Raw genomic sequence first — 11,972 nt, forward strand, 5'->3', positions numbered from 1 at the left:
TGATAGGCTCGGAACTCATGAACTTTTTTAGATAGTGACTTTATAAATCAATTAATAAGTTAGTTAGATTTTTAGAAATTGAGATTAAAAATATTATAAAAATTTAATGGTCTATTCATATTAATCCTTGCAAAGCAATAGTTGCTACTCCTGCTGCGGGGGGTCGGTTACAAATTTTTATTGGTATGCCGATTTCTCTTTCTCTTATTTTTTTCCAAGCAATATTTTTTGCACCTCCTCCAATGGAAATTATTTGTCTAGGCAAATCAGCTCCTAATTCATTAAGTTTTTGCCAGCCTCGAGCTTCTATTTTTGCTAACCCTTCAAATAACGCATGAAGATAAAGAGAATCACTTACTGGTCTTGGCTCAAGTTTAGGTTTTAAATAGGGATCGTCTACTGGAAATCTTTCTCCAGGATTTGATAGCGGAAGAAGATTTAATCCTGTTGACTTATGAGGATTTATTTGTTTGCTTAATTCTTCAATATACTTAAGATTAAAGAAATCTAGTAGTATGGAAGCTCCTGTATTAGATGCTCCTCCGGATAGCCAATTACCTAATAATTTATGATTTGATATGCCCTTCCCTTCAAGGGGATCATTGACAAACTTCTTAATTACTATTGTGCTGCCAAGAATTGTTATCCCATCATTTTTATTAGGAAAAGTGGCTAAAACCGCAGCATTTGAATCTGTAGTTCCTGCTATTATTTGAAGATTTTTTGGTAAATTTAATTCTTTGGCTTTTTCAGTACATATATTCCCCATTATTTGACCTGAAGGAATGATTTTTGGAAGACATTTTAACCATTTTAAATTTTGAAAATTATCTGGCCATGAACTATTTGATATTTCCCAACCCATCCTAATATTATTACCTTCTTCCCCATACTCCCAGTTATTGATAAGCCATCCACTAATCCAATCTGCTTGATGTCTTAAGATTATTTCATCACCGTATAAGGCTAAGAGTCTTATTGCTCGACCTACACTTCCACTTATGCTTGAGCCAGCACATTCTTTAGTAAATAGCTTTTTAATCTCATGTGAATATTCCCCATATGATAAGAAATAAGGTAGCGCTTTTCCTATAGGTTCTCCATTTTTTTTGCATGCTAAAAGTGTTCCAGATGTCCCAGCGACAGAACAAGAAATCAATTTTTCTTTTAGATCTTGCGGAATTTCTTTTATTAGAGTTGCTAGGCTATTTATCCAGTCTTCTGATATCTCAAGACCTTTAGAGTATGTTTTTGATGATGTGAATAGTATTTCTTTTTTAGTATTAATGATTGCAATTCTTACTCCCGATGTACCGAAATCCATACCAAGTACAAGAGATTTATTTGACATTTTTTTGATTGAAATTTTTTTATATGAGCAAACTTAATTCTTTTGCTTTTTGAGATACATCTTCCCATGGTAGAGCAATATCAGTCCTTCCAAAATGACCATAAGCTGCAATATCTCTGTAAAAACGACCTCCTCTTAGCTTAGGAAGTTCTTGCAGGTTAAAAGATTCCATAATCGCGCCTGGCCTTAAATCAAAATGTTCTTGAACGATTTGAGTTAATTCGTCATCCGAAACCCTACCGGTGCCATAAGACTCAACAAGTATTGATACTGGCTTGGCTACACCAATTGCATAACTTAGTTGGACTTCAACTTTTTTTGCAAGATTTGCAGCAACCAAAGCCTTCGCGACAAACCTTGCTGCATAAGCTGCTGATCGATCAACTTTTGTAGGGTCCTTTCCAGAAAAAGCCCCACCTCCATGGCGAGCATATCCACCATATGTGTCTACAATTATTTTCCGACCTGTGAGTCCTGCATCTCCTTGCGGTCCTCCAATGACAAACTTACCTGTTGGATTAACTAGAAAACGTGTAGTTTCTATTGATGGCTTTAAAGCTAGATCCTCTGTGGCTGGCTCAACAACCAATTTCCATAAGTCTTTTGCAATTCTTTTTTGGATTTCCTCTTCAAGAGTTATTCCATCTACTTCTGATTTGTGCTGAGTAGAGATCAGTATTGTGTCTATGGAGCAGGGGACTCCGTTTTCGTATGAGACACTTACTTGGGTTTTGCCATCAGGTAAAAGATAATCAATTAATTTTTGATGCCTAACCGATGCCAATCGTCTTGCTAAACGATGAGCGAGACTAATTGGCAATGGCATCAGTTCAGGAGTCTCGTCACAAGCAAAACCAAACATAATTCCTTGATCACCAGCACCAACTTGATCTAATGGATCTGTTGAGTGGTCGTCAGCTTCATCTACTCCTTGAGCAATATCTGAAGACTGTTGGTCAAGAGCAACTAGGACTGCGCAACTATAAGCATCAAATCCACCAGCACTTGCACTTTCATAGCCAATGCTTTTAATGACTTCTCTAACAAGCTTATTAAAATCAACCTCTGCTTTAGAAGTTATTTCTCCAGTTATTAGACATAAGCCAGTATTAACCACTGCCTCACATGCAACCCTACTTGTTGGATCTTCGGTTAAAAGAGCATCTAAAACAGCATCACTTATTTGATCACAAATTTTATCAGGATGTCCTTCTGTTACCGATTCAGAGGTGAAAACGTATCTACTCATTGGAAATCTGAATTGAAGACTACTTTAGGTGTTTGTCTGAATATTTAATTCACTTAGTTTTTCGACAATTAAATGTTTTTCAGTGAGAGTGGGAGGATTTTTCCATCCACCAGTAAAGCCTATTATTATTGATACGTCAGCCTTTTTGGCCATTCTTAAATCAGTATCTGCATCTGAAATCAAAGCACAATCTGAAGGATTTATCTTCATTTTTTTGCAAAGTTCTATAACTGCTTTTGGGTTAGGTTTTGACGGTTTATTCTCAGCACTCCAAAGATAATCAAATATACCTTCTAATTTATTGCTGTTAATAAATTCTTCTATTCCTGCTTGTGTATCATTTGTCATCAATGCAATACTCACGCCCTTGCTTTTTAGATTAACTAATAGATCAAATGCTCCTGAAATTAAAGTCCTTTTTTTTTGGATATTGTCTTGATTTTTAGAAAGTAAAATATCTACTTCATCGAAGACTGTTTGACTTATTGAAAGTGATTTAAACCAATCAAAACCAAATAAAGATAATATTGTTGCTGTAGATATAATATTTTGCTCTTTTGAAGCTATGGCGAGACTAGCATTAGCTGAAAGAGCTTGATTTCTTAATCCATAGATATAATTAAGTAATTTTCTTAATAAAAAAATTTTAAAATTGTTTATTTTTAATTTTTTAAATTTATCAACTGCAAGATCTATTCTAGTTCTCGACAGTTCTAATAAGTATTCTTCACTATTTGATAATGTTCCATCCTTATCAAATATTATTCCTTTAACAAAACCAAGAGAACTATTTTTTATTAATAGCTCAGCCATTCCAATAAAAGTAAATAATCAAATAGTCATTACAGCGATAGGATCTTCTCCTTCTTCAGCTTGCTCAAGAAGCATTTGTTTGTATCTTGCTGCCATCTCTTCAGCTTTATCAAAAACTTTTTGAGGGTCTGTAAGCATATCTCCAGGCTCTGGTTCCAGTGCCTTTGTCGAAAGGGAAATTCGTCCTCTTTCAGCATCTAGGTCTATTATCATCACCTTCATTTGGTCATTGACGTTTAATACTGAGTGAGGAGTTTCGATATGTTCATGACTTATCTCGGAAATGTGAAGTAGTCCACTTACACCTCCAATATCTATAAACGCACCATAAGGTTTAATTCCTCTTACGGCCCCTACAACAACTTCTCCAACTTCAAGACGATTCATTTTCCTTTCAACCAAAGCCCTGCGATGACTTAGAACCAGCCTATTTCTTTCTTCATCAACTTCTAAGAATTTCAAAGGTAGGAAATCAGCAACTAGTTCTTCTTTGGCCTTCCTAGTGCTTATGTGTGATCCAGGTATAAAGCCTCTCAGCCCTTCAACTCGAACTAGAGCACCACCTCTATTAGTAGCAAAAACCTCCGAATAAATTGTGGCATCTTCTTTTTGTAACTGTCTGACTCTTTCCCAAGCTCGCTGATATTCAATTCTTCTAATTGATAAAGATAATTGACCATCCTCATTCTCCTCGGTCATTATAAAAAATTCTCTAATTTCTGAAGGCTGTAAAACATCACTAAGGCCCTCGACTCTATTTATCGATACTTCTTGCATAGGCATAAAAGCAGCTGTTTTGGCACCAATGTCAATCATTGCTCCTTTGGATTCAAGAGCAAAAACAGTTCCATTGACTATGTCGCCAGGCTTGAAGTTGTAGTCGTATTTGCTTAGTAAAGATGCAAATTCATCGAGTGTGAAACCTGCACTTTCAAGATCACTCTTATTAATTCTGCTTGAAGAATCATCAGCTGCAGGAATGTTTTTGGGAATATCTTCTTCTTTTAATTCGTTACTCGGATTCTCCTCGAATTCTGGACTTACGGAACTTGTGATAGTTTCTTCAGGTATTGATATTTCTTTTTCAGGATTTTTTTCTTGAACTTTGCTTGCTGGATTTTCAGACATGCTTGAATGGCGGTCTGCCTTTTTAGGACAGTGCGATAGAAATACAAAATGGCCCGCCGACCATATTGAGATTAAATTCTACTTTATTGATAGGTCTTTCTAGTTAAAGAACTGAAGCCAATTGTTCTTTTTTTATTGGTTTGAGTGATTCAAGGGTTTTCATGAAATCATTAATTCCATCAAATTGTCTATAAACAGAGGCAAATCTTATATATGCAACTTCATTAATATCTTTTAAATGTGAAAGAACCATTTCTCCAATCTCATTTGTTTTTACTTCTTTTCTAACTCCTTGATGGAGTTCTAGTTCTATTTCATCAACAATAAATTCAATTTTAGATCCATTTATAAGTGTTTTTTCACATGCTCTGCTTAAACCACTTGTTACTTTACTCCGATTAAATAATTCTTTTGCTCCGTTTCTTTTTAGAACAGTAATTGGTGTCGTTTCAACTCTTTCATAAGTAGTAAATCGGAAGTCGCAATTTAAGCACTCCCTTCTTCTTCTTACGCTTCTTCCAGAATCGGCCGAACGAGATTCAAGAACCCGACTGTCTGTATTTTGGCAAGATGGGCACTGCATGCAGCCCTTTTCAATGATTTAACTAACTTTAAACATTTATTTGGCTTCTGAGAAGGGGTAGATTAAATAAAAATACTTTTACTTGAAAAAATTATTTTTATATTGCTGGCTAAGTTAATAAAATTATTTAAATTAAGTTCCAGACATAAAAAAAGCCCTGATATTTCAGGGCTTTTTTTATGTTTTTTACTTGTCGTATTTAGGCGGATCGCGAAATGCGACAGCAAAGAAGAGAGTTACAAGTGCCAAAGTAAGGATTAGCACGTAGGAGAAAGCTTCCATCTAAGTTCTCGGGATAAAGGGGGTAAAGACTCCTGATTTAGGCTCGACCAGGAACTCGGCGGGTTGATTCATCTCCAAGTTTTTTGAAGAGACCAAACTCAACCTGATCCCCAAGCTCTGGATCGATACCTGAGAATCTATCGCCAAAGAGAGTTCTTGCGGCGTGCCACCAGTGCCCAAAGAGGAATAACAAGCCAAAGCATAGGTGTGCATAGGTGAACCATGCTCTTGGAGAGCTCCTGAATACACCATCTGACTTGTAGCGATCTCTATCAAACTTGAAGGCTTCTCCAAGTTGAGATTTTCTAGCTAGACGTTTAACTATTACTGGATCAGTAAATGTTTGCCCATTTAATTCGCCACCGTAGACAGTAGCTGTGACTCCGGTCTGTTCAATGGAATACTTAGCTTCGGCGCGACGGAAAGGAATGTCAGCTTTAACATTCCCATCTTTGTCTTCAAGAATAACTGGGAAGTTTTCAAAGAAATTTGGGATTCTTCTTACTTCCAGGTCATTGCCATCACTATCTGTAAATGAGATGTGACCTTGCCATCCACTTGGGACCCCATCGCCATTAACCATTGCACCAACTCTGAATAGGCCTCCTTTAGCAGGACTATTACCAACATAATCATAGAAAGCAAGTTGCTCAGGGATAGATGCATAAGCTTCCGCTTTTGAGGCACCATCACTCATAGAATCTTGAACTCTGCGGTTGATTTCAGTTTTGAAATACCCAGAATCCCATTGATATCTAGTAGGCCCAAATAGTTCAACAGGAGTTGTTGCTGATCCATACCACATAGTTCCAGCGACTACGAAAGATACAAAAAGAACAGCAGCAAGAGCGCTGGCAAGAACGCCTTCCAAACTACCTAGTTTTAAAGCTCTATAAAGCCTTTCTCCAGGTCTGTTGGTGATGTGGAATATTCCACCAATTATTCCTAAAAGTCCTGCCCCAATGTGATTAGCGACAATCCCTCCAGCATTAAATGGATTAAATCCTTCAGCACCCCAAACTGGAGCAACTTTTTCTACATGACCAGTTAAACCATATGGATCAGAAACCCATATGCCAACGGTTGAGCAATGAAATGCGCCAAATCCAAAGCATGTCAATCCAGCCAAGAAAAGATGTATTCCAAAAATTCTTGGAAGGTCTAAAGCTGGTTCTCCTGTGCGGGAATCTTCCCACAATTCAAGGTCCCAGTATGTCCAGTGCCATACGGCAGCGAGCATTAAAAGACCGCTGAAAACTATATGAGCAGCAGCAACCCCTTCGAAGCTCCAAAAGCCGGGGTCAACTCCGGTTGCACCGGTTATATCCCATCCATTCCAGCTTCCGGTAATTCCTAAGCGGGCCATGAAGGGCATGACATACATGCCTTGGCGCCACATTGGATTAAGGACTGGATCAGAAGGATCGAAAATGGCCAATTCATATAAGGCCATTGAGCCGGCCCAGCCGGCTAACAAAGCAGTATGCATGAGGTGCACGGCCAAGAGGCGGCCAGGGTCGTTGATAACGACTGTGTGCACCCGATACCAGGGCAATCCCATGGGTCAGGTTCGTATAACGAAGCTGCTTAATGCAGCAAGACTCGCATGATCGTAAATGGTATTGCTTGAGTTAATGCACAGGATGGAGAGACCTGAAATGACTTTTGACACTATTGGATAAAATTTAGCTTGTTTTGAGGGCCTTCAATTGGCGAAAAAACAGTGGTAGACTAGAAAAAATTAAAAAAAAAAGAAAAAGAAGAATTTTTCAAATATCAATTGATTTTGTAATTTTAAGTTGTTTTTCTATCTAATCAATTTGAAAAAACGAAAATTCAGGGCCTAATTCAAGGTCTAATTACACTTGAAATCGAATATTTCAAAAAATTTTTCAAAGCTATTCGAAATTTAAATAATTAAAAAGACAAATTTTATTGATTATTTTTCGGCAAATTACAAAATCTCAGACTCTTTGATTCAAATCCCGATTTTTCTGCTGAAGGGATATATAGTTTATTTCAGTAAAAATCGTTCTGAGTAAAAACCTCGGTTATGGAAACCACTAGTTTTGGCTTTGCCGCAAGTCTTTTATTTGTTGGAGTACCAACTATCTTTCTTATTGGTTTGTTTGTTTCTACCAGTGATGGTGAGAAATCAAGCTTTTATTCAGATTCCAGCAAGGGTAGATTAAGTCCTGAGCCTAAAAAATAGGTTAGGACTTTTTTTAATATAAAGATCTCAAGAAATACTTGAGATCTAAATTACTAATGAGGTTTTATCTTAGAATGGTATTACTTCAAAGCTTTATTTATTCAATTAAAGAATTAAGATATTTGGAATTTCTTTAGGATGAGCTCAATAAATAATCATTGGAAGTTAATCAAAACTGTTCTTCCTCAGCACACTGACCATGCAGGTGTCATGTGGCATGGCTCTTATTTAAATTTTTTAGAAGAGGGGAGAATTGATGCTTTAGATAAAGTTGGATTTTCATATTCACAATTATCTAAAAATGGTTTTGAAATTCCAGTGATCTCAATTCAAATGAGATATAAAAAATCTTTTATTCATGGCGAAAAGGTTCTTGTAACGAGTCAATTTAAGCTGAAAAATAATATAAGACTTATTTGTAAAAGTGTATTTTTTAAATCAAATGGTGATATTGGTGCAGAAGCAGTAATTGAACTTGTTGTTGTAAGAACAATAAATGACTCAATAAAGTTAGTAAGAGAATTACCAGTACAAATTAAAAATATATTATTAATGTTAGAAGAAGGACCAAAAGTTTAAGGAATTGAATGATTTATGATTTTTCAATCTATTCCTGGGCATTCTTTTCTTCAATGGAGAAAAAAAATGATATCCATAGGTGGTAGGAAAGTTGATTTTGATTGGCTTCTAGATATCGGGGCTGGAGTCTCTTGGAGTCAATTGCAAAGCATTATTTTGAATCCTGAGAATTTTATTTACTTAGAAATCTCAACAGAAGAATTAGAATTTATTTGGAAATCTCATTTAAAAGATCACACTCCACTTCAATATTTGATCTCTAAGTGCCCATGGAGAGATATTGAATTAGAGGTTTCAGCAGACGCTCTGATCCCTAGGCAAGAGACAGAATTTTTGATTGATTTTGCTTTAAAAAAAGTGACTAATCTTGAGTCTGGAAGATGGGCAGATCTAGGAACTGGATCTGGCCCTATTGCGGTATCTCTAGCTAAATCTCTTCCTAAGTGGAAAGGGCATGCATCTGATATTAGTAATGAAGCATTAGATCTAGCAAAAAAAAATTTAGAATCTATTGTGCCTGATGCGAACGTGAGATTTTCTTTGGGAGATTGGTGGGAACCTTTGAAAAGATGGTGGGGAAGCTTTGATTTGGTTTTAAGTAATCCTCCCTACATTCCTTCTCATTTGATTGAAGACTTAGAACCAGTTGTTAAAAATCATGAGCCTCGCTTAGCTTTGGATGGCGGAAAGGATGGAATGAATGCATCTCGAAAAATTATCCATGGGGCATCAAATGGACTTGCTATTGGAGGTTGGTTAATTCTGGAACATCATTATGATCAAAGTGAAAACATAACTGATGTTATGAAGAATATTGGAATGGAAGAAGTTTCTTTTGAGAAAGATTTAACTGGAAACAAGCGTTACGCAATATGTCGTAAAAAATAAATGATCATTGATCAATTTGGAATTTCTGATCTGGCCTTAAAGTTGAAAAAGGGATCTTTAGCTTTATTCCCTACAGATACTTTGCCAGCACTTTGTTCATGCCCTAAATATTCAAAAGCAATATGGACAATAAAGAAAAGGCCAATTAGTAAGCCGCTCATATTAATGGGGGGCTGCTTAGATGATTTATTTGAGTTTGTTCATCCTTGTGCTGTGGAGGATGGTTTGAAATTGGCAAAAATCTATTGGCCTGGAGCCTTAACAATTGTTTTGCCAACAATAGGAAAATTTTCTGAAGATTTGAATTGCCGTTCTAACTCTCTAGGTTTCAGAGTCCCTGCCCTAAATCTCGCAAGAGAATTGCTTTTGAAAACTGGTCCTCTTGCTACTACAAGTGCAAACATCTCTGGAGAAGCACCTGTTAAAGATGCTTTAGAAGCTTCGATTCAATTTCCTGGGATTCCAATACTGGCTCCTGTACCTTGGCCAAATTCGTCAGGTATTGCAAGCACAGTTGTCCAATGGGAAGATGGAAGATGGAAAGTGTTAAGACCTGGTTCAGTCGTTTTGCAATGAAAGTAACGAATGATTTATCTATTTTTAATTGTTTTGTTATTGCAATCTCTTTTTTGGTGGATTTTTCGAGTTCCCATAATCGGTTTTGATTGGCTTTATCAATTAAAATTTTTCCATTTCTTTGTTATTGCTTCTTTTATTTGGATTATATCTGGTAAATCTAAATAGATCTTTTGGTTCTGGTTTGAAAAATGCCGGCTAACAGATTTGAACTGATGACCTTCGCTTTACAAAAGCGCTGCTCTACCGCTGAGCTAAGCCGGCAACATTTTTATCCTACCTAAAAAAGGAATCCAAAAGTAAATCCATTTGGAAAATTTGTTGAAAATACTTTTTTAAATGATTAAGAACTTGAATCTGTGCTTTCTTTACCTTCAGAATTTTCTTCTGGCTCATTAAAAGACTCTATAAGCTTGATTTGACCATCTAAAGTTCTTTTTATTGGTAAGTTTGCAACTAGTGCGGTCATGCGATCTTCAGTCTCTAAACTTACTGCACCTTCATCCATATCTATTTCGACATATTTTGCAACCACCTCTAAGATTTCTCTTCTCATTTGATTCAAAAGTTCAGTACTAAGATCTGAACGATCATGAGCTAAAACAAGTTGCAGCCTCTCTCTTGCAGTGCTGGCACTTGCACGCTGCCTTCTTAGTAATTTGTTGATAAGGTCTCTTAGTGTCATTGGTTTAGAAAATTTTTGTTTGCATTAGCCTTCTAAATTTTGCACCAAACCCAGAATTTACCTCTATTGGATTAATTAGTGGAATATCTTCACCTTGTAATCTCTTAGCAATATTCAGATAACATTTAGCTGCTGGAGAATTAACGCTATTTAATGTAAGAGGCTCCCCGCGATTAGTGCTAACAATAACTTGTTCATCTTCGAGAACTAAACCAAGTAAAGGTAAGGCTAAAATATCAGTTACATCATCGATAGATAGCATTTCTTGGCTTGCCATCATTCTGGGCCTAACTCTATTGAGAACTAACTGAACTGGCTTGATTTCATTTGTATTAAGTAAACCTATTACTCTGTCCGCATCTCTGACGGCCGAAACCTCCGGATTGGTAACAACTATTGCTTCTTGGGAGGCCGCCACAGCGTTTTTAAATCCATCCTCAACTCCTGCAGGACAGTCAATCAGAACGTAGTTGAATTGTTCTTTTAACATCTCGACTATGCGTTTCATATCATCTGGTTTTAACCAATCAAGCATTCTTGGATTTCCAGCAGGAAGCAAAGATAGATTTGATTCTTGTTTATGTTTGACCAAGGCCTGATCAAGTCTGCACTCTTCTTCCAGAACTTCTTGAGCCGTGTAAACGATTCGATTCTCCAGACCTAACAGCAAATCTAAATTTCTTAGACCAAAGTCTGCGTCTAAGACAGCAGTACTAAGACCTTGTCTGGCGAGAGAAATACCAAGATTTGCTGTAAGAGTTGTTTTGCCGACTCCACCCTTTCCTGAGCAGATAAGAATGACTCGTGTATCTGTCGCCACGGACCTCCTTGAATTCGACAAATTTTAGTTCGATTTTGATTGAGAAAAAAGCTTTATTGTTGGATCGGTTGCATTGGGTTTGCTTTTGAAGACATCTCTTCGACCTTGTTGCCTGATTTTTTCGACTTTTTTACAACTCTTTTAGTTCGACTTCCAATTAATTGGACTCCAGTGGAGAAATTACAATTTCTTCGGAATTTATACTTGCTTGCTCTGCAAGACCTATTTGAGGTTTCTCCTTAGGCCCTCTAGCAACTTTCTTTGCGATTCTTAGTTGAACAGGTCTAAGTTGAAGTGCCGATATTGTTGCTTGAGTGTTGCCTTTGCTTCCTGCATGTGCAATCCCGAGAAGTCTTCCCCAAATTATAATATTGCCTTCTGCGCTAACTTTTGCACCTGGGTTAACATCACCAAGGACTAATAAATCTCCTGGACTGTCAAGATATTCCCCAGATCTAACAGTTCCTTGATGAAAGTGAGTTTTTGAAAAAATTATATTTTTCTCATTAATCTGTAAAGTGTTGCTTGAATCATTTGGAATAATAAATTGACCGTTGTAACCTAATGATTCAGAGCTTACAATAGTCTTTGTAGATGTTGAGCAGAAACTAATTATTTTACAATTATATTGATTTGCAATTTCTATTATTTCTGAAATATCTGTACATGAAAGATCATAATTTTTACAATCGATTTCTATGCAGTTTGACTTCAGAATCTTTAATTTATTTTTTAAACATAATTTCCAATCTTGAGTTCTAATACCCTCGATATTAATGATTATTTTTTCATTGTATCTTTTCATT

General features: G+C 36.5%; 14 protein-coding genes and 1 tRNA gene. 4 read left to right on the forward strand and 11 right to left on the reverse strand.

The window, feature by feature from the left end:
* Positions 1-115: 115 nt before the first annotated feature.
* The 7 genes from AC6EIZ_RS09960 to psbB form a co-directional block, all read right to left on the reverse strand.
* Positions 116-1,351 carry an FGGY-family carbohydrate kinase gene (locus AC6EIZ_RS09960; RefSeq protein WP_498510910.1) on the reverse strand — a complete coding sequence of 412 codons (1,236 nt, stop codon included), beginning with the start codon at positions 1,349-1,351 and terminating at the stop codon, positions 116-118.
* A gap of 19 nt (positions 1,352-1,370) precedes the next feature.
* Positions 1,371-2,600 (reverse strand): methionine adenosyltransferase, encoded by a 1,230-nt coding sequence (gene metK, locus AC6EIZ_RS09965; protein ID WP_498510912.1) that lies wholly within the window; start codon positions 2,598-2,600, stop codon positions 1,371-1,373.
* A gap of 24 nt (positions 2,601-2,624) precedes the next feature.
* Entirely contained in the window at positions 2,625-3,413 is a 789-nt protein-coding gene (locus AC6EIZ_RS09970) for an HAD family hydrolase (RefSeq protein WP_498510914.1), read from the reverse strand.
* Positions 3,414-3,431: 18 nt separating this feature from the next.
* Positions 3,432-4,541 carry a 30S ribosomal protein S1 gene (locus AC6EIZ_RS09975; RefSeq protein WP_498510916.1) on the reverse strand — a complete coding sequence of 370 codons (1,110 nt, stop codon included), beginning with the start codon at positions 4,539-4,541 and terminating at the stop codon, positions 3,432-3,434.
* A gap of 103 nt (positions 4,542-4,644) precedes the next feature.
* The gene (gene nrdR / locus AC6EIZ_RS09980; RefSeq protein ID WP_498510918.1) at positions 4,645-5,124 is read right to left on the reverse strand and encodes a transcriptional regulator NrdR; all 480 of its coding nucleotides are present in this window, start codon (positions 5,122-5,124) and stop codon (positions 4,645-4,647) included.
* A 186-nt stretch (positions 5,125-5,310) separates the two neighbouring features.
* Complete coding sequence (locus AC6EIZ_RS09985) at positions 5,311-5,406, reverse strand: photosystem II reaction center protein T (RefSeq protein WP_011294325.1); 96 nt, start codon at positions 5,404-5,406, stop codon at positions 5,311-5,313.
* Positions 5,407-5,443: 37 nt separating this feature from the next.
* Positions 5,444-6,967: a photosystem II chlorophyll-binding protein CP47 gene (psbB, locus tag AC6EIZ_RS09990; protein ID WP_498510920.1), complete on the reverse strand. Its 1,524-nt coding sequence runs from the start codon at positions 6,965-6,967 to the stop codon at positions 5,444-5,446.
* A gap of 492 nt (positions 6,968-7,459) precedes the next feature.
* Here psbB and psbM point away from each other — a divergent pair, with 492 nt between their 5' ends.
* From psbM to AC6EIZ_RS10010, 4 genes are all read left to right on the forward strand, one after another.
* On the forward strand, positions 7,460-7,618 hold the full coding sequence (gene psbM, locus AC6EIZ_RS09995; RefSeq protein ID WP_413677325.1) for a photosystem II reaction center protein PsbM: 159 nt from the start codon (positions 7,460-7,462) through the stop codon (positions 7,616-7,618).
* 138 nt (positions 7,619-7,756) lie between these two features.
* On the forward strand, positions 7,757-8,197 hold the full coding sequence (locus AC6EIZ_RS10000; RefSeq protein ID WP_498510922.1) for an acyl-CoA thioesterase: 441 nt from the start codon (positions 7,757-7,759) through the stop codon (positions 8,195-8,197).
* A gap of 66 nt (positions 8,198-8,263) precedes the next feature.
* Positions 8,264-9,085, forward strand: coding sequence for a peptide chain release factor N(5)-glutamine methyltransferase (gene prmC, locus AC6EIZ_RS10005; protein WP_498513266.1), 822 nt, complete (start codon positions 8,264-8,266; stop codon positions 9,083-9,085).
* 42 nt (positions 9,086-9,127) lie between these two features.
* Positions 9,128-9,661, forward strand: coding sequence for a Sua5/YciO/YrdC/YwlC family protein (locus AC6EIZ_RS10010; RefSeq protein WP_498510924.1), 534 nt, complete (start codon positions 9,128-9,130; stop codon positions 9,659-9,661).
* Positions 9,662-9,853: 192 nt separating this feature from the next.
* On the opposite strand, the gene AC6EIZ_RS10015 is transcribed toward AC6EIZ_RS10010, so the two are convergent.
* The 4 genes from AC6EIZ_RS10015 to minC all read right to left on the reverse strand — a co-directional run bounded on the left by AC6EIZ_RS10015 (position 9,854) and on the right by minC (position 11,971).
* Positions 9,854-9,925, reverse strand: a tRNA-Thr gene (locus AC6EIZ_RS10015).
* Between the two features lie 79 nt (positions 9,926-10,004).
* Positions 10,005-10,346 carry a cell division topological specificity factor MinE gene (gene minE, locus AC6EIZ_RS10020; protein WP_498510926.1) on the reverse strand — a complete coding sequence of 114 codons (342 nt, stop codon included), beginning with the start codon at positions 10,344-10,346 and terminating at the stop codon, positions 10,005-10,007.
* A gap of 4 nt (positions 10,347-10,350) precedes the next feature.
* Entirely contained in the window at positions 10,351-11,166 is an 816-nt protein-coding gene (gene minD / locus AC6EIZ_RS10025) for a septum site-determining protein MinD (RefSeq protein WP_498510928.1), read from the reverse strand.
* Positions 11,167-11,323: 157 nt separating this feature from the next.
* Positions 11,324-11,971 carry a septum site-determining protein MinC gene (gene minC, locus AC6EIZ_RS10030; protein WP_498510930.1) on the reverse strand — a complete coding sequence of 216 codons (648 nt, stop codon included), beginning with the start codon at positions 11,969-11,971 and terminating at the stop codon, positions 11,324-11,326.
* Position 11,972 lies beyond the last annotated feature (1 nt).

The organism is Prochlorococcus sp. G4PB16, assembly GCF_059772465.1.